The organism is Cocleimonas flava (assembly GCF_004339015.1).
GTDB classification, from domain to species: Bacteria; Pseudomonadota; Gammaproteobacteria; order Thiotrichales; family Thiotrichaceae; genus Cocleimonas; species Cocleimonas flava.
Map to the genome: position 1 here is coordinate 1,291,636 of NZ_SMFQ01000002.1, position 21,226 is coordinate 1,312,861.

Consider the following 21,226-nt stretch of genomic DNA (forward strand, 5'->3'; position numbering starts at 1 on the left):
AAGCCACCCCCCGGCTTTGAGGGCTTTTTTTATAAGGTCTTATGATTGTTCATCATTTACACATCCATTACCCACAAACAAGTAGCACGAGAGCTACTTGTTTGATTGCCTAATTGTTTCTTAGCTAATGAAGCTAATGAGAAATTTTTACGATTGATTTGTACAAAGTAGAATTTGGGATAGAAACCGTCTCATTGTCCGAAAGCTCGATAATCGTATTCAAGGTACTCACTTCCTGAATGTTGCCTTTAACATCGTCAATTTCTACGTGCTCACCCGGTTTGAAATGTTCTCGTGCATAAATGCCTGAGAGTAAATTGTGGGCGACTTCTCTTGCCCCGAACCCCACTGAAAAGGCTAGTGCGAGCATAATGCCGCTAACAACGATCATGATAATGCTATGCAGTAGCTTTGTTTCTATTTCTAACTGCTCAAGCGCGACTAAAACAATCACAGTCACCATGATGCCGTAGATTAAATTGCCCAAAGACTTGGCGGAATCGGAACCTATGGTAGAGGGCTTATCAATAATTGAGCGGCGCAGGAATTGTGCGAACATAATTCCGAAGATGACAATAACCAGCGCAGTAATGATTTTAGGTAAAAAGCTGATAACACCTTTGAAAAGGTTAACCAATTCGGTCAAGCCCAGTGTGTTCGCCGCGGGAACCAGAAATATAAACAATACCAGCCAAAATATAATTTTTCCGGCGAGTAGAGAAGGTCGTCTCGCGAGCCCTGCATCTTGCATGACATCGGAAACTCCTGCATTTCTACTCATCCGATCTATGCCAATTTTCCGGAATAATGAGCTACCAATCTTTTTAAGAATGAAGGCAATGATTAAACCAACAAGTAAAATTACTACTGCGCCTAAAAGGTTAGGTAAAAAAGCAATCAGATCAGCCCACTGACTATTAAGATTTTCTACGACAGTGGTTTTGAGTTTGCTTATATCAAGCAGTGCATCTGTATCCATTGAGAATAGTTCCGTTTTATTTAATAGATAAGGTAAGAGTGTTTGCTCTTAAGTTCTACTGGTTAAAAGTTTTAAAAATAATGACAGCATCGAAATCATGGCGAATATGGTATTGCTCGTTAAGATCAGTACATCGCGTAAAGCAACTTCATGCAGGCTTCGTTGCAGAATAGATCTTATTCGTGACTTTGCAGGTACTTTTGATTTTCTTTTACTCTGCAAGAACAGGTCTTTTATTAATAATTCCAGTTCTTTGTTTTCTTCTTGCGTCATTGTCGTTGCTTCATTTAAGTTGAATAAGTTATATAGCGCTTCACACTGCTACAAACAGAATTTTTCGTAGAGGCCTTTGAATTTTTCCAAAGCCCGATAAAACCCCATTTTCGTTGCGCTAAGTTTTTTCCCGATGATTTCAGCAATATCGTCAATCGGTAATTCACTGGTGAAACGTAACAGGATCATATCTCGTTCTTCCGCTTTCATTTTGTGAATGACTTCCTGGATACATTTTTTCTCATCAAGTGTTTCTGCATCTTTGCTGTTGTCTTCATTCTCATCTTGATATTCATCTTCTGCATGTTCGTTGCCATATTCGTAACGCTGATTGTGTAGCTGTTTTTTAGCTAACAAGGTTTTGCAATGGTTGATGGCAATACTAAATATCCATGTTGTAAACGTTGAGCGGTTATCAAAAGATTGAAGCGCATGGAAAACCTTCATAAAGACTTCCTGAGTAGCGTCTTCAGCATCACTTTCAGCAGATAAATAACGCTTACACAGATAAAACACTTTTTTCTGGTAGCGTTTAACAAGTTCCTCAAAACCCGAAGGGATATAGGGTAGTTGTTCTTTGCAGAGAGCGATCAGTTCATCTTCGCCTAGTAAATTCAGTTCTGTTTTCATGGTTTAACAGTATTGAGACTTAGTCAGTGGATGAAAAGTCACAAAAATATCTTCTCTTATACGGTGATTCTGGCTTTTTCTCTTTTTAGCAAAAACAGAAAAGTCTAATTATTGTGTTAAAGGGATTAATTATTGTTGGGTTTCTCGTGGGTTCAGTAAGTAATTGGCTTGCTTAAATAACGTTGCAACAGCCATGTAAATAGGCGTTTAACAGAACACTTATGACTGATTGTATCGATTTGTTTGCTTATTTGTTATTTTTTTAATTATTTTTGTGACTTTCTGAAATGTGCCTAAGTCTAATTATTGAATCCGATAATTTATCGGTAATTTTAAAAGCTCTTTTAGGAAAGAGTTAAGTGACTTTAATAACAAAGGTATTACTCCATGAAAAAACAAAATGTACTAACTGCTGCTGTAATGATGGCTTTCTCAGGAACAGCATTTGCTGAGCCTTTAATTACTGACTACAAAGAAGCAACTTCTGCGTATGAAGATGCTTATGTGTCTGGTAACTTTAACTCAAACGATGGTAATCAGGATCAGGCTAGCTATAACCTGGACCTAACATTGGACTACGAGAAAGTATTCAGCTCTCCAAACCGTAACACTAAAATCGACTTTTTGGGCACAGGCTCTTCTGCTAAAGGCGGAAATGATGGCGATAAGAGCTCAAGCACTTATCAGGCATTAGGTTCAGCAACAGTAGATAACTACTTCACACCGAATAGCAATGCAGGTTTTTGGTATGGTAAAGGCGAAGTTGGCGTTCAAAAAGATCAGGAAGACCCGTTCACAAAAGCAACAGCAGGTATCGGTTATGGCCGTGTTGTTAACGTAACGCCAATGGCTTATGCAATCAGAATCATGCAAAAACTTCGTGAAGATGGATTTTTGAAAGCTGACCCTAGCAATGATATTTACCAGCAAGTTGCAGTAATTGTAGATAAAGAGTCTGAGTACAAGTCTAAGTACGGCCTTAAAGATTATAAGCAATACTGGTTACAGGATATTCAGAAAGTTATTGAGACTTCTGGAATGGTTAAAGGCGACTTTAATGCAAGAGCCGTTGTTCAGACTTACGACGTATTAGAAAACGAGCGTGTTTCTACACGTAAAAACGGTTGGTTAGTGCGTGCAGGTGTTGGTGCGGTATTAAGTAACTACGACGGTTCAGATGGAAAACCAGCGTTGGAAGTGGGTGCTGAATACCACAGACCAATTAACAACAAGACACAGTTCTCAAATGAAGCGATTGCAACAGCTACATTAGATGATGATGACAACGGTTATAACTTCAATAACGCGATGAGTTTAACCTACGAATTGTCTGACTTGATCGATTGGGAAAACAAATGGACGTTAGCGTATGCAACATCTGACGATACAGATGATGTTACAACGAACACATTAAGTTCTGCGTTTTACTACAGCCTAACTAACCAACTTGATTTTGGTGTAGAGGGCAAGTTAACCAAGCTTGATGACAGCATTTCTAATAATGGCAATGACGACGTTGATAAGAGTTTAACAATGGGTGTTAAGTACCGTTTGAAGTAATAGTTGGCAGTAGTACCGTCAGGTGAATCTTCCTAAATGCCTGACGTTTTGGGGGTTATTTGTTTAGCCCCCACTTTATTTTGGTAGGTTGAAATCCCGAAAGTTTCAATCACTAAAAGTGATTTAAAATCACAAAAAAGCCCGGTTTATCCGGGCTTTTTTTATGCATAAAGTTTGTAGTAACTTTTCAGCAATAATAAAAAACGCCTAGTTCTGCGTGAATTCTATTTTCGTTTTCAAATAACAAACACGAAATATCGCTCATAAGTAGGGGGGTGCCAAAATTGCTATGGATGAATCAATCAATAATCAACTAGACTCAGACTCATCTTTAGTTTCATTTTGCATGTGTACCACTCGCTGAGGGAATGGTATTTCAATACCTTCTTTTCTAAATGCTCTATCAATACTCAGATTTATATCACTGTGAATCAGTAAGCGCTCATCAACGTTTCTTACATAACAACGAAGCTCGAAGTTTAATGAACTGTCCCCAAATTCTAAAAATAAAGCACGAACACGATAGTCAGGTTGATCAGCAATGACGTCAGGATGCTCGGCAGCGATATTTTTTAAAATCTCGATGACCTTATCAACATCCGATCCGTAAGCGACACCCACAGGAGCTACCAGACGTCCCACGTTATTGGTCAGCATCCAGTTTGTTACTTGATTGGAGATCAGTTCTGAATTGGGTACAATCACATCTGCACGGTTGAAGGTTTGTATGGTTGTGGAGCGAATGCTGATATCTCTGACATAGCCTTCGGTGCTACCTACTACAACCCAATCACCACGACGAATAGGGCGTTCAAATAGAAGTATTAAACCAGACACAAAGTTGTTAACGATATTTTGTAAGCCGAAACCAATACCAACAGATAACGCACCAGCGATTATCGCTATATTTTGAAAGTTGACACCTAATATGAATAGTGCCCAGATGATTGCCACTGCAACACCCACATAACCGACTAAAGTCTGGGTTGCTTCTTTAGCGCCTCGGCTTAAGTTACTGTGCTTTAACCAGCTAGTAACCAGATTGTTTTTAATAAAAGGCAAAATACCCAGAGCGATTATCAGAACGACTAAAGCGTAAACGATATTGAGTAAGTCAAAGTTCATTGACCCGATTGAAATACCAGATTTCAAAGTGGTTAATAAAGAGGATATACGTTGCTGTGAACTCCCCCAGATATACATTAAGGCAGAAACGCTGGCGAACAGAACAGCGAAGAAAAATAAGATTCGTAACCAGATCACACCCGGAAACGCTTTATCTTCTTCAATGCTCATTACCGTGCGTAGTTTCTTCTGCCAGGGAAGTTTGCCTTGATCCAGGCTGTCAAATAATTCGCTACTGATACGCAGCAAAGTAAAGGCGAAGACAAACACAACCGCTGATAACAATGTTCCTAAATACAGAAGGCTGGCAAAATTACGATAGCCTAATAAAGCAGCAAATACCGCAATGAACATCGTCCCGATGGGGATAAGTAATGCAGGCGTGTAAGAGCGTTTAATAGATATATTGCGAATCGCTAACCAGATTAAACAAATAATACTGAACGCACCCAGCGTTAAGGCAGAGAGCCAGATTAAATAAAGCGTAATTGAATTGGAAAAACGACCGACTGCAGGGTCGTTGAGCAATATCAGCATTCCACTAAATATGATCGTGCCCCATACAAATAATAAGATGGTGCTTCTTGAAAGTATGGGAGTAGAGGAGAATGGTTTTTCAGGAAATAACAGGCCGCGTATGACGGCAAAAGTTAAAATCAGTACAAATAACATCCTGATAAATTGAATCAAAGCAGATTGCGATGTGGATTGCGAATACAGATAAATGAGGATGAAAAGTGTGGTTATCAGTGCAGGTGAGGTGCGCCTGATTCCCCTTATTACCGCCAACATGGTTGGGCTAGAAAAATGAGCTGTAGTGGCCTTCTTGGGTTTTGCATTACGGCGCCATAACAGGCCGAGTAAAATCCCTACAATCAGAAGCAGTAGTAATGGCCAGCTAAGAGCCTGGTAAGTTTTTTCAGTTAACGGTTTAATGACGGCGAGTTCTTTTTCTCCCGTTAATTCATTTAAGGTACCTATTTTTTTAACTGCAGCCCAAATCGAAATTTCCTTGCTGAGGAGTTGTTTTTTAAGCAGGTTTAGCCTGAGTTCTGAAGAGGCGTCACTGATTTCTTTGAGTTGTATTTTTAACAGACTACAGCGTTTTAATTCGTTATCGGCTGCCTGGGATTGTTTTTCGAGTTCTTGACGCTTAACTTTGATATCAAATTCATCAGTGGTTTGACCATCGCCCAGTAGCTTTAAATTATCTTTAAGGCTTGTTGTTAGGGTTGTATTAGTAGTGATGCATTCATCGAGCTTCAGTTCTAGTTCGGTGAATGCTTTTTGTTGCTCATCAATATCCTGAACGCTTAGCTTATTTAACTCATCCGCTGCCTTTAACGCATTAAATTGAGTGTTGATCTTGTCGAACATTTTTTGCAGGTCGACTTCATTTTTGGATTCTGCAAATAAGGTAAATGAAGTCGCCAATAGCAAAGAAACTATTATGGAAAGAAATAAGCGTTGAAAGTTGCGCAATGCAGTAACCCTAATATTTATTAAAAAGTAATAATTGAAACGTATTAAAAATGATCATAGTGCCAGATCATTATGGCTAAAGTATGAAAACAGTGTGAAAAATCAGCATCATAACCATTTTTTTCGTCTGAAATAGATAAGCAAACCAACACCTACCACGATGAAAATAACCCATAGTATAGGATATGCCAGTCGCCATTGAAGTTCTGGCATGTATTCGAAGTTCATTCCATACACGCCTGCTATGAAAGTAAGGGGTATGAATATCGATGCGAATACGGTTAATACCTTCATTACTTCATTCATTTTGTTGCTGATGCTGGTTTGATACATATCCATCAAGCCATAAACCATGTCTCTTTGTAGCTCTATGGTTTCTGAAATCCGCAATACATGGTCATACACATCTCTGAAATAGATTTGCGTTTTTTCTTCAATCAGCGGGCTTTCTACTCTAAGTATAGAATTTAATAATTCTCGTAACGGTGAAACGGATCTACGAATATAAATCAGCTCGCGTTTTATATTCTGAATACGTTTTAGTGTGTCCGCCCCCGGGTTTAGCAATAATTCTTCTTCTATTGAATCGATAATCTCATCTAACGATTCAAGCAACGCAAAATTCTGGTCAATAATACTGTCCAGTATTGCATAGGTTAGATAGTCAGGTCCCAGTCCTCTAATTCTATTTTTACTGTTTTGAATGCGTTTTTCTATAGGCTCAAATAAATTGTCCTTTTTTTCCTTGAAGGTAAACACAAAATTATTGAGTAGCAGAATACTAATTTGCTCATAGATGACGGTTGAATTTTTGTTTTCTAGAAAAAGCCCCTTCAGAACGATGTATTGATAGTCATCATAGTCTTCAAATTTTGCTCGTTGGTGTGTATTTAGAATATCTTCCAGTACCAATGGGTGAATGTTAAATGCTTGGCCAATAGATTCGATGATTTCTATATTTTTTAAACCTTCTACATTTACCCAGGTAACGGAATTCTTATCTTTGAATTTTAAGATGTCATCGATCGATTCAACGTCCATAACTTCACCCGAATTTTTGGTGTAATCGATGATAGTAATATGCTGGTCCTGATCATGAATATCACCAATATGGATCAAAGATCCTGGTGACATGCCGACTTTCTCAGATATGTTGGTTGAATTTTCTATCATTTTTTTCACTCACGATTGATGCATCGATATTTATAAAAAGACCATTGTTTCTAGACGTGTACATATAACTTTGCGCACCTTGCTGAAGAAAGTATAAAGCCTAAACTTTCTTGAGGTTTTTCTTTTCTTTCACTTTATAACGTATCCAGATCAGAATACTCACGCTAATCATTCCAATAATAATGAAAATTTCGTATTTTTTGATTTTGCCCATTAAAAGTTCGAGTGTAAAACCAAAATAATAACCGGCAATACCAAAGATAATGGCCCAAAGAAGTGCGCCACAGGTATTTAAAAACAAATATTTAAGCGGAGAAATTTTACTCATACCGAGAATAAAGGGCGTAACGGTTCGCACCCCATAGATAAAACGAAAGCCTAATATGAGTAAGGTCTGGTGTTTATCCATCAGTGTATGCACTCGACCTACTTTGGATTGCCATTTGGGTCTTTTTTCTAAAAATGCTTTGCCTTTGAAACGACCGATGTAAAAGTAAAGCTGATCGCCGATTAGCGTTCCAATAAAGGCCGCAAGTATCACCAATGGTAAATCGAGATATCCTCGATGTGCCATGAAACCAGCAATAATCAGGATAGTTTCACCTTCTAGAAAAGTGCCGATAAGTACGCTGATGTATCCATAATCAGTGACTAATTGCTGCAAATCCATTTTAGTGTAAAAAACTCAATTGATAAGCTCGCCGATAATGGTGTGTTTTAATTTGAGTTGTTTGATGATTAAATCATTGTGATGCATACGCTTTAACGATCGAATAATCAGATAAGCGCCTAATACAATCAGGGCTATATTTAACACGAGCAGCGGTATCATAAAGTGCAGCGTCTTGAAGAAATCATAGTATTTCTCCGTGGCTATCAAGAAACTCATAACAGATAACGGCAGAATCAGTACAGTGATGCCTGTTCGAAGTACAGATAATGACGTACGTTTCTCCGCCAGCAATAACTGCACTTCAGCAATGACGACAGAATCTTTTACAATCTTTTCCTCAGTCAATGTTTACCTTCCCTATAGACCCTATTTGGACAAAATATAATAGCTTTGACTACTTGCAAATACTATTTAACTTTCATGTTTCTGCCGTAGGTAGTGGCAGTGTTGTATGCATAAATTTATTATAAAAAAACGGCTGTAAGTAGGGGGGTGTGTTTATCAATAAAATAGTTGTTTATCCGCATCTTTTACAGCTATGTAGACGCCCTAATGAGGGTAAAATTACAACAAAGGGCTGGCGAGTCTCAGGATGTTCTGCATAAACTTTCTCAAAAATGATCGTTGATTCCATTCTGTAAGCTCAATCTGGTTGGCGCCATCAATATATGTTTGCTGTAAGGTTCTCAGTTGGCGAGTAAACGATTGGTCGTAAATAAAAAGTGAGACTTCGTAATTCACCCACATACTGCGCATATCGATATTCGCCGTACCAAACATGGATAAAGCGTTATCCACTGAAATAGACTTGGTGTGAAGTAATCCCTGATGGTAACGGGCGATCTGAATATTTGCGCCCAATAATTCTTCAAAATAAGATTCGCTCGCGTGTCGAGTTAAAAACGAATCTACTTTTTCTGGCACCACTAATGTGACATTCACACCTCGCGCGGCAGCACCGCGAAGTGCAACTAATAAGGAATCATCTGGAATAAGGTAAGGTGTTGTTAAAACGATTTCTTCTCGTGCTGCGTAAATTAACGCAAGTATCATTTGCAACAGAGCATCGTTGGTTTGACCAGGTCCCGATGCGATGACTTGCATATTTGAATCGCCACATTGTTTGGCAGCGCTAAAATCAACCGAAGCAATCAGGCTTTGTGCCGATTTATTACGCTCGACCACCCAGTCACCCATGACGGTTTCTGCCAATGGGATGACAATAGGTCCCTGCAGACGCACCATTGCATCAACCCATTGACCCACGCCCGAATCTTGTTTGAAAAACTCAGGGTCAACCATATTCATGCTGCCCGTCCAGGCTGTGATTTCATCAATAATGATGATCTTACGATGCAGTCGTAAGTCCGTCCTACCGACTAAAGTACGAAATATGCCAACCGGCAGAGCCTTGAGGAGTTTAATTCCGGCATGGTCTAACGCTTTTGCCTGTTCGCTATTCCACCATTTTCCCCCGCCAATGTCATCGACAAGAATGTGGCACTTTACACCACGCTCTGCGGCTTTGATTAACGCTAACGCGACCTTGTCTGCATATCCGCCTTCACTCCAGATATAGAATTCCATAAAAATATTGCGTTTTGCTTTATCGATATCATCGAGTATGTTTGCGAATACTGAGTGGGCTTCGGGGAATAACTCAAAAGCATTACCAGTCACGGCATAGGTTGCAGCCATCGAATGCCCAAGTTTGCTCATAGACTGAGCAGCTTCTGGTTGTTTACTCCAGTCAATGAATGTTTCTGGGGAAGTCTTACTTAGACTTGAAAACTTCTTTTGATAAGAGCGAACTTGCTGAATGTTATTGCTACGATTAGGCCCAATACGGCGTTCGCCAATTAAGAAGTAAAGCCCAACACCGACCACAGGAAAGGTCATGATAAAAGTTATCCATGCAAGAGCAATGCTGGATTTTGGGCGTAACATGACAATATGCACCACTGAGCCGGTGGTAACACCTACGTGTAAAATTAGAAGAATATATGACCACATGATTATAAAGTGTAAGTTTCTCTAAGTTTAATCCAAGCAATGTGCCCCTTTGATTACAATCATAGGGTGTTCTTTTAGTATTAGCTAGATGATTACCGGGTGATTGATTGGGCGAAAACAGAGATTAAATATTAAATTGGTGCACAGGGACAAAAGCACAATAAATGAAAACACAGGTTGTTCTTGTATGTAGTTCTCTTATTCTGGTTGACAGTTCGTGTACTATTAGGACATATCTTCAGGGAAATTATCTCTCGTTTCTGTTTGATGATTTGTCTACTTACCTTCAAGAATAAAATGGGTTTTTCATGAATAATCTTATTAGTTTCATTACTCCGTTTATTCCTCTAGTTGCAATGACTGTCTTTGTCGTTACAGTGCTTTGGGGATCGCACAAAGTGTTTATCTCGCGTCACCCTGAACTTGGAAATGAGAAGTTATTCCCACGACAGCTATTTATGCTGGGTTTAACCTTTGCAGGGATTTTGGCAATCGCACTGACACTGCCAGTAAAAGAGAGCTCACTAAACCAGATCCTCGCGTTGTTGGGTTTGGTAATCTCGGGAATTATTGCTTTCTCATCCAGTACTATCTTCGCAAATCTTATGTCAGGCTTCATGCTGAGAGTGACAAAGCCTTTTAAAACAGGGGATTTTATAGACGTTGGAGATCATTTTGGGCGTGTTGTTGAGCGTGGTTTGTTAGATACAGAGATACAAACAGAAAGCCGGGAGTTGGTGGCTATTCCCAATACTTTTATGATTACCCATCCTATTTCTGTTACTCACAGTTCGGGAGCCATCGTTTCTACCACTCTTTCACTAGGGTATGACATTCATCATTCAAAAGTTGATGTGATGTTGCTGGATGCTGCTGAAAAATGTGGTCTTGAGGATCCGTTTGTGCAAGTGCTTGAGCTCGGCAACTATTCAATTACCTATCGAGTGAGTGGCATCTTGTCTGATGTTAAGAGCTTGTTGACGGCGCGCTCTAATCTTTGTCGTTATGTATTGGATAGTGTGCATGGAAGCGGCTTTGAGATTATGTCTCCAAGCTTTATGAATCAGCGAAAAGTGCCCGATGATTTAAAGGTGATTCCTGCTAACGTTATTCAAACGCCTAAAGAAGTTAGTCAGACAGCCGAAAAAGTGGTCTTTGACCTAGCTGAGAAAGCAGAACAAATTGAAAAAAATAAGCAGCAAATGTTAGAGACAATTGAAGAGTATAAAGAAAAACTCGAAAACTCATCCGACGATGATAAGAAAATCATTCAACAGAGTATTGATGATATTCGCGAGCAACTTAAGGTTTTTAAGTCGCTCGAAAATGATTCTGAAGACGAAGAGTCTTCAGATAATAAGGGTTAACGATTTATAAGCGCTGAGCTTTAGCTGCACTTACAACTACAGTAAAAAGATAGTTGCTAGCCCAAGGAAGCTCACAAAACCCACAACATCTGTTGCGGTTGTCAGTGCTACACCGCCTGCAAGAGCTGGATCTATCCCCGCTTTTTTCATAAGCAGCGGGATCGAAAAGCCAGCTACAGCAGCAACTGCAAGATTGATAACCATCGCTGAGCCTAAAACCAGGCTGATTTTAATGTCTTGAAACCATAGATAAGAAATACAGCCAACCACAATCGCCCATACAACACCGCTAATAATTGAGATGGTGATTTCTTTATAGGCTAGCCACCGTTGATTCGACGAGCTTATTTTACCCATTGCTAAACCACGAATCATTAACGTCAGTGTTTGTGAGCCAGCGATACCGCCCATGCTGGCAACAATCGGCATAAGAACTGCAAGTGCGACTACTTTTTCCAGCGTGCCTTCAAATAGACCAATCACCCAGGACGCCAAGAAAGCAGTGGCAAGGTTGATACCCAACCAGAATAAACGTCTTTTTGCGCTCGGTAATACTGGGGAGAACAAATCCTCCTCCTCGTCTAGACCTACCGCACCAAGAATCTGGCGATCTGCTTCTTCATCCAGAATCTCAATCATGTCGTCGAGTGTAATACGACCAATTAGCTTATTGCCTTCATCGACAACTGGCATTGAGGTCAGATCGTGCTCACGAAAAAGAACGGCTAATTCGTTTTGTGGCATTTCTGGGGGGACTGATAAAGCCTCGGTGTCCATGACATCAGATACGTGCTTGTCTGGAGAGCTAGTGATTAATTTTGAAAGCGGTAATTCGCCGAGAAACAAGCCTTCACGATCAATCACCATTAGTCCCATGGTGTGCTCTGGAATAGTCTCCTTTTTTCTCAGGTAGCGTAAGATCGCTTCTAGCGTTACATCAGAACGAATCGCTATGGCATCGGTTTCCATGAGACGCCCGGCAGTATCTTCGTCAAATGCCAGACAGGCTTCCAGATTTTGTAGTCCATGAAAATCCAGTGATTGTCTAATCGCATCACCAAATTCATCAGGCAGGGTATCAACGACATCCGCCAAGTCATTGGTATCCAGATCACTAACCGCATCTACAACTTGTCCGTGATCCAGGTATTTTGCCAACGATACTCTGGCAACATCACCTAGCTCTACAAGTACTTCACCGTTGAATTCTTCCGGTATGTATTCCCATAATGCACCACGTAATGAGTCAGGTATCGACTCCAGTAAATGCACAATTTCAGACGCTTCCAGATTCAGGAAGGTACTGTGTAGCACGTCCTGATTGTTATCCTCTAACGCCTCTAAGACAGTATCTGTAAGGCTTTGGGTGTTGCTGATTAGTGTATTTGCTTCTGTCATGAGGATTCCCAATTTGTCACTGTTTTAATTTAATAGGGTGGTTAATATGTTACGTACTTACTGATGATTTATCATCTATGTTTACAGCTTCTGGTGTAGCCTCATCGGTCTGATTATTCGGGGAAACCAAATCATTGAGCGGGTAAATTTGTACTTTTCCAACGCGATTGCTGTGCACATCCAAAGCCAGAAAGCGCAAATCTGATTGTTCAATTTCATCACCAGGTCGTGGCATGCGGCTAAGATGAGTCATGAATAGACCTGTTATGGTATTTGCATCAACCTCATCGGGGAAATTGATATTCACCACACGCTCAAGATCCATCATCGAAACCAGTCCATCAGTTTCCCAGTGGTCGACAACCCAGCGTGCAGCAGCATCTGGCTCATCAATATCCATTTCATCTGCAATCTCGCCAACGATTTCTTCCAGCATATCTTCCATGGTAACCACACCTGAAAAACTGCCATATTCGTCCATAACCAATGCCATGTGGCTGCGTTTGCCACGCATTGATTCGAGTAAATTAGTAATTGGTTGAGTTTCAGGAACCAGTAATGCCTCTCTAACATTATCTTTGATAATGGTCATTGGGTCTGGATTGTCTTCATTGGCAATCAGAACATTGTAAAGGTCTTTGACTAATAGAATGCCCACAGGCGTGTCAGGGTCACCATCAAACACAGGAAATCGTGAATGCTGTGTCTCTCGAATAATTTTAAGGTTTTCTTCCCAGCTTAGCTGCAAGTCCAAACCGTCAACTTCGTTTTGAGGCAACATGATTTGCTCAACAGTATGCGAATCAAACTCGAACATATTTTGTAGCATCGCAGCTTTATCAGTGGTCAGGTCGCCGTGTTTTTCGGAGGTATCAATAATACCTCTGATTTCATCATCAGAAAGCACGTCTGCGTGAGTTGCCTCTTCCACATTGAATAGCGCGAGGATTGAACCAGAAGCTTTATTCAATAACCAGTTAAGCGGATAAGCCAAAAGGTAAAACCAGTGCAATGGGTAAGCTGTCCACATAGAAACAGGCTCGGCCTTGCGAATCGCAAAGGTTTTAGGAACTTGTTCTCCCACAACAATATGTAATGATGAGAAGATCAAAAAACCAAGAATGAAAGAGATTGGGTGCAGCAATTGCTCCGGTACACCGAGGGTATGAAAAACAGGTTCAAGTAATGCCGCAACCACAGGCTCACCAACCCAGCCAAGACCCAGAGACGCCATAGTAATGCCTAATTGGCAGGCCGCTAGATAGGATTCCAGATTGTTTTGAATTCGTTGCGTTAACAATGCAGATTTACTGCCCTGATCAGCAAGCAGATTAATGCGAAAGCTCTTGGCTTTTACCAAGGCAAACTCTGCCGCCACGAAAAATGCATTTATTGCTAACAATAAAACAATGGTAACGATGCCAAAAATACCATGATCCATAATAAAACCCTGTTTTTTATTCTTTAAAGTGATTTAGACGTAAGGTCTAACAGAAAAGTCACATCTATTATTGTTGTTACCAAACTAAATTGCTACACCGAAGCGTTAAATAGTCAATGCCGTTGATCATTTCATAATTGATTGAAAAGTAAGTTGAAAACGTTGTTAAAAACTTTGTTAAAAACTCTGGTAAATCTTTTTGTAAAAAAATAAAAATAATTGTGACTAACGAATAGATCACTCCGTCTAAGTAATAAGAGATCGCAATTTGTGATTTCAAATTTTCAAGAAACAAATAACGTACTTAAGGAGTTCGATTATGAAAACAAACATATTTTTATCTGTGTTGACTTTAGCTGCAGTGTTGAACCTGGCTGTAACTCATGCTGATGAAACAACCGCACCTGCAACAGGTGAAGCTACTGATACTGAAGAAGTTATCTCATCTGATGGTAAAAGTTTAATGGCTGAAGGCAAAGATTTGGTAACTGGTGTTGCTGGCGCAGTTAAAGGCGCAGTAAAGAAAACAGTGGGTACTGTTAAAGAGAAAGCCAAACTTAGTGAATCAACGGCTCCAACACAGGGTCAGGGCGAAGGTGATGACGCTGTACAAGATGTGAAGGCTGTAGAAGTTGAGAAGAAAGTAGAGGCAATGAAGTCATCTGAAGATGATTCTAAAGATGCAGAAGTGAACCGCACAGTAAGTGACACTTCAATCTACATCTTTTCACAGAACCCTTACATCCAGTCAATTATGGAAAACACTACGCACATTAAATCATCTCGTTTAAAAGAGCTGCTTGAGCGTGGGGATAAAGTAACAATGTTGGATATTCGTCCGAAAAGTGAGTTCGCAAAAACACCTGGTATTGAAGGTGTGACATTGAACATACCGCGTAACTTCCTTGAAGTTGAAGCTTATGAAAAGCTACCTAACAAAGATTCTTCTATCATAATTATCAGCACTAAAGGTATCCGTGGCGGACTTGCAGCACATACATTGCAGAACATGGGTTACACCAATGTGCGTAACTTAATGGATGGCTTGCAAGGCTGGAATAAAGCTAAGTAAGCAGTACAAAGTTAAACCAGAGTTCGTCCGCCATATGGCCGCAATAAATTCGTTTATTGCGGCTATTTTATTTATTTCTACAGAAATCTACTTTCTTCAACTGAGACGAAAGTTTGAGTAGATGAGAAGACAGATAATAAAAGAGTCTTAATCATGAAAATTGCAATCTTGTCACGTAATAAAAAACTATATTCTACCCGTCGCTTAGTCGAAGCAGCCCAGAGCAGAGGACATGAAGTTCAAGTCATCGATGCTTTACGTTGCTATATGAATATCGCAGAAAACAATCCTACTATTCATCTGGGTGGTGAAAACCTTGAAGGTTTTGATGCGGTCATTCCACGAATCGGCGCATCAGTCACATTCTACGGATCGGCTGTGTTACGACAATTCGAAATGATGGGCATTTACCCGCTCAATGAATCGGTTGCGGTAACGCGATCTCGTGACAAGCTTCGTTCTATGCAATTACTGTCACGTAAAGGCGTTGGTCTTCCTGTGACCGGGTTTGCTAACAAGCCTGATGATATCAAAGATTTGATTAAGCTTGTGGGTGGCGCACCGTTAGTTATTAAATTACTAGAGGGTACACAAGGTATTGGTGTGGTTCTGGCTGAAACTCAAAAAGCAGCAGAAAGTGTTATCGAAGGCTTTATGGGTGTAAAGGCAAACATACTTATTCAAGAGTTTGTGAAAGAAGCGAAAGGCGCAGATATTCGCTGTTTTGTGATTGGCGATAAAGTAGTTGCTGCGATGAAACGTCAAGGTGCGCCGGGTGAGTTTCGTTCAAACTTGCATCGAGGCGGATCGGCTGAACTCATTAAAATCACGCCAAAAGAACGTGCTACTGCTGTAAAAGCGGCAAAAACCATGGGCTTGAATGTATGTGGTGTGGATTTATTACGTTCTAATAATGGTCCAGTGGTTATGGAAGTGAACTCTTCTCCTGGTCTGGAAGGAATTGAAGGCGCTAGCGGCAAAGATGTTGCAGAAATGATCATCGAGTTTATTGAAAAAAATGGTAAGCTTGGCAAAACCAAAACTCGGGGCAAGGGCTAACAATGGCAAAAAAGCCAACTAACAAATCCTTTAAATTAGGAAAGGTCACAGTCAAGCCGGGTGAAAGTCAATATATTGAATTGCCTTTACCCGGTCTTTATACCCATTCAAACATACACATGCCTGTACACATTATCTGTGGCAGAGAGGCGGGTCCTATTATGTTTGTTAGTGCAGCAGTTCATGGCGATGAAATTAATGGTGTAGAAATCATTCGTCGATTGAAAAAATCTAAAGCACTAAGGCGTCTTAAAGGCACCTTGATTACTGTACCTGTAGTAAATGTTTATGGCTTTATTAATAAATCACGCTATCTACCCGATCGTCGTGATTTAAATCGCTCTTTTCCTGGCTCTGAAAAAGGCTCAATGGCTTCCAAACTCGCACACGTATTTCTTAACAATATTTGTGATCGTTGCGATTTTGGAATCGACCTGCATACGGCCGCTATATCCAGAGATAATTTACCCCAGATAAGGGCGTTGCTGGATAACGAGAAAACCAAAGAGCTGGCACTCGCCTTTGGTGCGCCAGTGGTGCTTGATGCCCCACTACGCGAAGGCTCCATGCGAGAGGCAACCTCACAGACGGGCACTAAAGTGTTGCTTTATGAAGCAGGTGAAGCGCTGCGTTATGATGAGATATCAATACGAGCCGGAGTTAATGGCATTATCAATGTCATGCGTAATATCGGCATGCTCGCTGCATCACGAAAAAAAGTGAAAATGGAGCCTGCGATCGCGCACTCCAGTAAATGGGTGCGTGCGCCTCAAAGCGGTATTTTGCGTTCAACCAACCCTATGGGCCAAAGCATCAATAAAGGTGATGTGCTGGGTTATGTGTCTGACCCTTTTGGCGAGGTTGAACAAGAAGTTATCTCTCCAGTGAGTGGTATGGTAATCGGCAGAACAACATTACCTTTAGTGCATGAAGGTGAAGCAATTTTCCATATTGCACGATTTGATGAACTTGAAGAAGCGGAAACGGTCTATGAAACGTTCCACAGTAATGTGGACCCAGAAGATGACGACGTAGTGCCGCACGGGGATGAACCAGTTATTTACTAACATTCTTAAAAAAAGCCCCCAAAGTAGGGGGGTGTGTTTTAAACAGTGGCTTGCTATAATCAGTTAGATAATAAAAAAATTCTCTAGGCTAGAGATACGGGGAAACAATGAGCACTGAAGCTCTGATTAAAGCGACTGCTTTAAATCGCTATTACGGAAAATATCACGCAGTAAAAGATGTTCACCTGACTATCCAGAAAGGTGAGGTACTCGGCTTGCTCGGGCCAAATGGTGCTGGCAAATCCAGTACGATGCAAATGCTCACGGGAAATCTATCCCCAAGCTCGGGCGAAATCATCATCAACGGTGTTAGTTTGATTGATGAGCCAGAGACGGCCAAGAGCTCCATTGGCTACTTGCCAGAGCAACCTCCTGTTTATCGCGACATGACGCCACGAGAATATCTAGCTTATTGCGCTGCTTTGCACGATGTTGCAAAAGCGCAAAGAAAAGCTGTGGTAGATGAAGCAATGGATCGATGTGGCCTGCATGCGGTGCCGGACCAACTCATCGGCAATCTATCCAAAGGCTATCAACAACGCGTTGGTATTGCTCAAGCAATATTACATAAACCCGATGTGGTGATTCTGGATGAGCCAACGGTTGGTTTGGATCCAATTCAAATTAGGCAAATCAGAGAGCTGATTCGAGAGCTAGGTAATGATCATAGTGTGATTCTTTCGACGCATATTTTGCCTGAAGTGCAGGCAGTCTGTGATCGTGTGCAGATTATTCATCAAGGACAAACCGTTTTCGCTGACTCCTTTAGTGCGATGGCGCATTCAGAAAGAGCGTCCGAACTTATTGTCAGCTTTAGTCAGTCAATTGATAAAAACAAGCTGGATAGCATCGATGGTGTAGCCAGTGTAGAAGCCTTGGAAAATAATCAGTTTCTACTGAAGGGGGCTAAGAATGAGTCACAGCAAATTAATCCTGCTGACATTTTCAAGCTCGCTGTTGCAAACAACTGGGAGCTCACTGAGTTAACCCCTAAAACCGAAACCTTAGAGCAGATATTTATGAATTTGGTGCATACCGATTCTGATGTTCATTTCGGTTCTGATCCAGATTCTTATCCTGTTGCGAAAGCAGAGGCTGATGCGGTGTGGACTAATTATGAATAAAATCTCAACCATTGCCATTAGCGAATTTAAACGCATGTTTAACTCTCCTTTGGCGTGGAGTGTTCTAGCAATATTGCAATTTATTCTGGCGATGATTTTTCTCTCTAGGGTGGATGAGTTTGTCGCGGTATTTCAACAGCAAATGGCAACTGCCGATAATGCGCCAGGAGCAACATTCTTTATCGTTTCGCCGGTATATCTATGGGCGGGTATTATCATGCTGGCCGTTATGCCGATCATGACAATGCGCTTGTTCGCCGAAGAGCGTATGAACAAAACACTGACTTTATTAAAATCATCTCCGGTATCTTCCACGCAAATAGTGCTCGGAAAGTACGGGGGTGTGTTGTTATTTGTTGTGTTATTTATTCTTATGATTAGTTTGATGCCAATCGCGCTTTCTTTCGGTACAGAACTGGATTGGGGAATAATTCTATCGTCTACGCTTGGTTTGTTTTTACTGCTAGCATCATTTGCAGCAGCGGGATTGTTCCTTTCAAGCTTAACCAGTCAGCCGATTATTGCGGCGATTAGTAGCTTTGGTTTGCTGATGTTTCTGGTGGTGCTGTATTTGTCGGGTGGATCGCAATCAAACAGTAGTGAGTTGTTTATTTACCTGTCGCACTTTAGTCATTTTGAGACGTTTGTCAGAGGTATCATTGATAGCAGCGATATTGTTTACTACCTACTGTTCATTGTCGGATTTATCATATTATCGATTCGTAAACTCGATAATGACAGGCTTCTGGGTTAGTAATCATGTCTAATAAATCTCATATCGCCTTACGCATCCAGAACGTCATTTTCTCTGTGTTATTTGTGGTTATTATTGGCTTGCTGGCGTGGCTTGGAAAAACCTATCACAAAGGTTTTGATGCCACCCAAACTCAGCGAAATTCATTAAGCCAAACCACACAAGAGCTTCTTAAAAGAATCGATAAACCAATCTTGCTGACTGCTTATGTGCCTGACGATGCTGTGGTGCATACCAACTTGAGACAGTTGATCGATAAATACAAAAAGTACAATGACAATATCAAGTTAGAGATCATTAATCCCGATCTTGATCCTGCGCGAGCGAAGCAAGATGGCATTGAATATAGTGGCCAGTTATTAGTTAAGCTAGGAGAGAACAGCGAGAAAGTTAACTCGGTTGATGAGCAAACCATGCTGGATGTATTACAGCGTCTTTCTCGAACAGAGCCGCGTTTAGTGGTTTTCGTCGAAGGGCATAACGAACGGACGCCATACAGTGATAAATCAACGGGAATGTCTGATCTGGCAAAAGTGATGGAACAGAAGGGCTTCTTATTGCAGCCGCATAATATTCTTCGTACTCAAAGCCTGCCGCAAAATGCGAGCTTTGTGGTATTGGCAGCACCGCAAAAAGAATTTCTAGAAGGTGAAGTTAAGATCATTGCTGAATACCTAAGGCAGGGCGGCAATCTTCTGTGGCTTCACGAACCAGGTAGTTTGCACGGTTTGGATAACATCGAACAGCAACTCGGTCTGGAAATGAACGAAGGTACTTTGCTAGATGCTAACACCGCTTTACAGGAAATGCTGGGTATTCAACATCCGGCGGCGATTGCAATTATTGATTATGGGCCATCAGCGTTAACAACTAAGTTAGCGGCACATACCTTATTTCCTTTTGCTACGCCTATTGAACGAGATGAATCCATCAAAAGCAGAGACCCAGAAAATGGCCCCAAAGTGGGGGGGTGGCAATATCAACCATTACTCACGACACTACCAACAAGCTGGATGGAATCTGGTGATATTCAAGGTAATGTAAAGTTCGACGATGATGCGGATAAACCCGGACCACTAGATATTGCGATGGCAATGACGCGCGATGTTGATCTTAGCGATGAGGCTTCCCCGTCTGAAACAGCAGACGACGAAAAGGAAGCTAAGCAAGCAATGCAAAACAAACAAATAAAAGAACAACGTGTTCTGGTCGTTGGTGATAGTGACTTTATGCTGAACAGCTATATCGGTCAGGGCAGTAACCTGGAGTTGGCGAGTAATATTTTTAATTGGTTGAGTGTTGATGATGACTTATTGTCAATAAAAGCCAAAGTTGCGCCAGGGACTAGCTTAAACCTATCAACTGCCGGAAGAATAGGTTTAGCAGTGTTGTGGCTGGGCTTGCCGCTACTGCTCTTATTAATAGGGACGCTACGTTGGCATAAACGAAGAAAACGCTAATCTTAAAATGCTAGTCTTAAAGTAAGGCTCATCGCATTGCTAAATGAAAGCTGGATAAACGTTAAATAAAAAAGGGGAAACAGAATGAAGAATACCGTGAAGAAAATGACCGTTCTCTTAGGTGCATTTGTGTTAACTGCGTGCGCAGGTTCAGGGGATACAACGAGTGGGGGAGCAGCAAGCATCCCAACAAATACCAATTTTTATGCGCACTGGGTACACTCTTTCGAAGAGCAAAATGGTCAGAAAACGCCTAATATTTTCAGGGTAAAAGGCAGTAGACAATTTCCGCCAAGCCGTTTCCGTATGGAGTTTGGTTTTGACCCAAATGGACAGTGTAATTATAAATACCTGAGCCCAGTTGATGCGCACGAGATGCGAGACTGCGTATATACCAAAATTGGTAACAAGGTGTATATCTATGATCAGGCTGGCGCTTTGCTAAAGCATATTTCATTCACACTTCAATCGCCTGCAAGCAAAGATAGAATGGTGATGACATACGGTGTGGCAGAACCTGTAAAAGCAGTCACCAAAGAAGGCGAAAAGCCCGCTGTTAAAAAGCAGTAGTAGATA

General features: G+C 41.0%; 19 protein-coding genes. 9 read left to right on the top strand and 10 right to left on the bottom strand.

The genetic code is table 11. The features are described 5' to 3' along the window. Window positions 1-133 precede the first annotated feature (133 nt). Genes EV695_RS05905 through EV695_RS05915 form a run of 3 tightly spaced genes read right to left on the bottom strand, consistent with a single transcriptional unit; the run spans window position 134 to window position 1,882 of the window. The gene (locus EV695_RS05905) at window positions 134-979 is read right to left on the bottom strand and encodes a mechanosensitive ion channel family protein (protein ID WP_131904962.1); all 846 of its coding nucleotides are present in this window, start codon (window positions 977-979) and stop codon (window positions 134-136) included. 48 nt (window positions 980-1,027) lie between these two features. After that, window positions 1,028-1,252 (bottom strand): hypothetical protein, encoded by a 225-nt coding sequence (locus EV695_RS05910; RefSeq protein WP_131904963.1) that lies wholly within the window; start codon window positions 1,250-1,252, stop codon window positions 1,028-1,030. Window positions 1,253-1,300: 48 nt separating this feature from the next. Beyond that, on the bottom strand, window positions 1,301-1,882 hold the full coding sequence (locus tag EV695_RS05915) for an RNA polymerase sigma factor (protein ID WP_131904964.1): 582 nt from the start codon (window positions 1,880-1,882) through the stop codon (window positions 1,301-1,303). 387 nt (window positions 1,883-2,269) lie between these two features. On the opposite strand from EV695_RS05915, the gene EV695_RS05920 reads away from it, so the two are divergent. Next, complete coding sequence (locus tag EV695_RS05920) at window positions 2,270-3,442, top strand: DUF481 domain-containing protein (protein ID WP_131904965.1); 1,173 nt, start codon at window positions 2,270-2,272, stop codon at window positions 3,440-3,442. A gap of 309 nt (window positions 3,443-3,751) precedes the next feature. On the opposite strand, the gene EV695_RS05925 is transcribed toward EV695_RS05920, so the two are convergent. The 5 genes from EV695_RS05925 to cls form a co-directional block, all read right to left on the bottom strand. Further along, complete coding sequence (locus tag EV695_RS05925) at window positions 3,752-6,049, bottom strand: mechanosensitive ion channel domain-containing protein (protein WP_131904966.1); 2,298 nt, start codon at window positions 6,047-6,049, stop codon at window positions 3,752-3,754. A gap of 108 nt (window positions 6,050-6,157) precedes the next feature. Next, window positions 6,158-7,222, bottom strand: a complete 1,065-nt coding sequence (gene corA, locus EV695_RS05930; protein WP_131904967.1) for a magnesium/cobalt transporter CorA — start codon at window positions 7,220-7,222, stop codon at window positions 6,158-6,160. Window positions 7,223-7,322: 100 nt separating this feature from the next. Continuing rightward, entirely contained in the window at window positions 7,323-7,892 is a 570-nt protein-coding gene (locus EV695_RS05935) for a DedA family protein (protein WP_131904968.1), read from the bottom strand. A gap of 15 nt (window positions 7,893-7,907) precedes the next feature. Continuing rightward, window positions 7,908-8,240, bottom strand: coding sequence for a hypothetical protein (locus tag EV695_RS05940; protein WP_131904969.1), 333 nt, complete (start codon window positions 8,238-8,240; stop codon window positions 7,908-7,910). Window positions 8,241-8,459: 219 nt separating this feature from the next. After that, entirely contained in the window at window positions 8,460-9,908 is a 1,449-nt protein-coding gene (cls, locus tag EV695_RS05945; protein ID WP_131904970.1) for a cardiolipin synthase, read from the bottom strand. A 308-nt stretch (window positions 9,909-10,216) separates the two neighbouring features. On the opposite strand from cls, the gene EV695_RS05950 reads away from it, so the two are divergent. Further along, window positions 10,217-11,275, top strand: coding sequence for a mechanosensitive ion channel domain-containing protein (locus tag EV695_RS05950; RefSeq protein ID WP_131904971.1), 1,059 nt, complete (start codon window positions 10,217-10,219; stop codon window positions 11,273-11,275). 36 nt (window positions 11,276-11,311) lie between these two features. Here EV695_RS05950 and mgtE read toward each other — a convergent pair whose 3' ends face one another. Together mgtE and EV695_RS05960 are read right to left on the bottom strand one after the other, a co-directional pair. After that, entirely contained in the window at window positions 11,312-12,673 is a 1,362-nt protein-coding gene (gene mgtE, locus EV695_RS05955; RefSeq protein WP_131904972.1) for a magnesium transporter, read from the bottom strand. Between the two features lie 49 nt (window positions 12,674-12,722). After that, complete coding sequence (locus tag EV695_RS05960) at window positions 12,723-14,114, bottom strand: hemolysin family protein (RefSeq protein ID WP_131904973.1); 1,392 nt, start codon at window positions 14,112-14,114, stop codon at window positions 12,723-12,725. 319 nt (window positions 14,115-14,433) lie between these two features. Between EV695_RS05960 and EV695_RS05965 the strand changes: the two genes are divergently transcribed. The 7 genes from EV695_RS05965 (at window position 14,434) to EV695_RS05995 (ending at window position 21,220) form a co-directional block, all read left to right on the top strand. Continuing rightward, window positions 14,434-15,186, top strand: a complete 753-nt coding sequence (locus EV695_RS05965; RefSeq protein WP_131904974.1) for a rhodanese-like domain-containing protein — start codon at window positions 14,434-14,436, stop codon at window positions 15,184-15,186. Window positions 15,187-15,339: 153 nt separating this feature from the next. Further along, window positions 15,340-16,245 carry a 30S ribosomal protein S6--L-glutamate ligase gene (rimK, locus tag EV695_RS05970; protein ID WP_131904975.1) on the top strand — a complete coding sequence of 302 codons (906 nt, stop codon included), beginning with the start codon at window positions 15,340-15,342 and terminating at the stop codon, window positions 16,243-16,245. A 2-nt stretch (window positions 16,246-16,247) separates the two neighbouring features. Next, window positions 16,248-17,312: a succinylglutamate desuccinylase/aspartoacylase family protein gene (locus tag EV695_RS05975; RefSeq protein WP_131904976.1), complete on the top strand. Its 1,065-nt coding sequence runs from the start codon at window positions 16,248-16,250 to the stop codon at window positions 17,310-17,312. 107 nt (window positions 17,313-17,419) lie between these two features. Then, window positions 17,420-18,436 (top strand): ABC transporter ATP-binding protein, encoded by a 1,017-nt coding sequence (locus EV695_RS05980; RefSeq protein WP_131904977.1) that lies wholly within the window; start codon window positions 17,420-17,422, stop codon window positions 18,434-18,436. Then, on the top strand, window positions 18,429-19,190 hold the full coding sequence (locus EV695_RS05985; protein WP_131904978.1) for an ABC transporter permease subunit: 762 nt from the start codon (window positions 18,429-18,431) through the stop codon (window positions 19,188-19,190). The genes EV695_RS05980 and EV695_RS05985 overlap by 8 nt, the downstream gene beginning before the upstream one ends. Before the next feature lie 5 nt (window positions 19,191-19,195). Next, window positions 19,196-20,650: a GldG family protein gene (locus tag EV695_RS05990; RefSeq protein ID WP_131904979.1), complete on the top strand. Its 1,455-nt coding sequence runs from the start codon at window positions 19,196-19,198 to the stop codon at window positions 20,648-20,650. A gap of 84 nt (window positions 20,651-20,734) precedes the next feature. After that, window positions 20,735-21,220: a hypothetical protein gene (locus EV695_RS05995; RefSeq protein WP_131904980.1), complete on the top strand. Its 486-nt coding sequence runs from the start codon at window positions 20,735-20,737 to the stop codon at window positions 21,218-21,220. Window positions 21,221-21,226: the final 6 nt, after the last annotated feature.

Coding starts and splice junctions, on each gene's coding strand:
- EV695_RS05995 (WP_131904980.1), top strand. CDS start 20,735: ATGAAGAATACCGTGAAGAAAATGACCGTTCTCTTAGGTGCATTTGTG.
- EV695_RS05975 (WP_131904976.1), top strand. CDS start 16,248: ATGGCAAAAAAGCCAACTAACAAATCCTTTAAATTAGGAAAGGTCACA.
- cls (WP_131904970.1), bottom strand. CDS start 9,908: ATGTGGTCATATATTCTTCTAATTTTACACGTAGGTGTTACCACCGGC.
- corA (WP_131904967.1), bottom strand. CDS start 7,222: ATGATAGAAAATTCAACCAACATATCTGAGAAAGTCGGCATGTCACCA.
- EV695_RS05905 (WP_131904962.1), bottom strand. CDS start 979: ATGGATACAGATGCACTGCTTGATATAAGCAAACTCAAAACCACTGTC.
- EV695_RS05985 (WP_131904978.1), top strand. CDS start 18,429: ATGAATAAAATCTCAACCATTGCCATTAGCGAATTTAAACGCATGTTT.
- EV695_RS05935 (WP_131904968.1), bottom strand. CDS start 7,892: ATGGATTTGCAGCAATTAGTCACTGATTATGGATACATCAGCGTACTT.
- EV695_RS05965 (WP_131904974.1), top strand. CDS start 14,434: ATGAAAACAAACATATTTTTATCTGTGTTGACTTTAGCTGCAGTGTTG.
- rimK (WP_131904975.1), top strand. CDS start 15,340: ATGAAAATTGCAATCTTGTCACGTAATAAAAAACTATATTCTACCCGT.
- EV695_RS05990 (WP_131904979.1), top strand. CDS start 19,196: ATGTCTAATAAATCTCATATCGCCTTACGCATCCAGAACGTCATTTTC.
- EV695_RS05980 (WP_131904977.1), top strand. CDS start 17,420: ATGAGCACTGAAGCTCTGATTAAAGCGACTGCTTTAAATCGCTATTAC.
- EV695_RS05915 (WP_131904964.1), bottom strand. CDS start 1,882: ATGAAAACAGAACTGAATTTACTAGGCGAAGATGAACTGATCGCTCTC.
- EV695_RS05950 (WP_131904971.1), top strand. CDS start 10,217: ATGAATAATCTTATTAGTTTCATTACTCCGTTTATTCCTCTAGTTGCA.
- EV695_RS05910 (WP_131904963.1), bottom strand. CDS start 1,252: ATGACGCAAGAAGAAAACAAAGAACTGGAATTATTAATAAAAGACCTG.
- EV695_RS05920 (WP_131904965.1), top strand. CDS start 2,270: ATGAAAAAACAAAATGTACTAACTGCTGCTGTAATGATGGCTTTCTCA.
- EV695_RS05960 (WP_131904973.1), bottom strand. CDS start 14,114: ATGGATCATGGTATTTTTGGCATCGTTACCATTGTTTTATTGTTAGCA.
- mgtE (WP_131904972.1), bottom strand. CDS start 12,673: ATGACAGAAGCAAATACACTAATCAGCAACACCCAAAGCCTTACAGAT.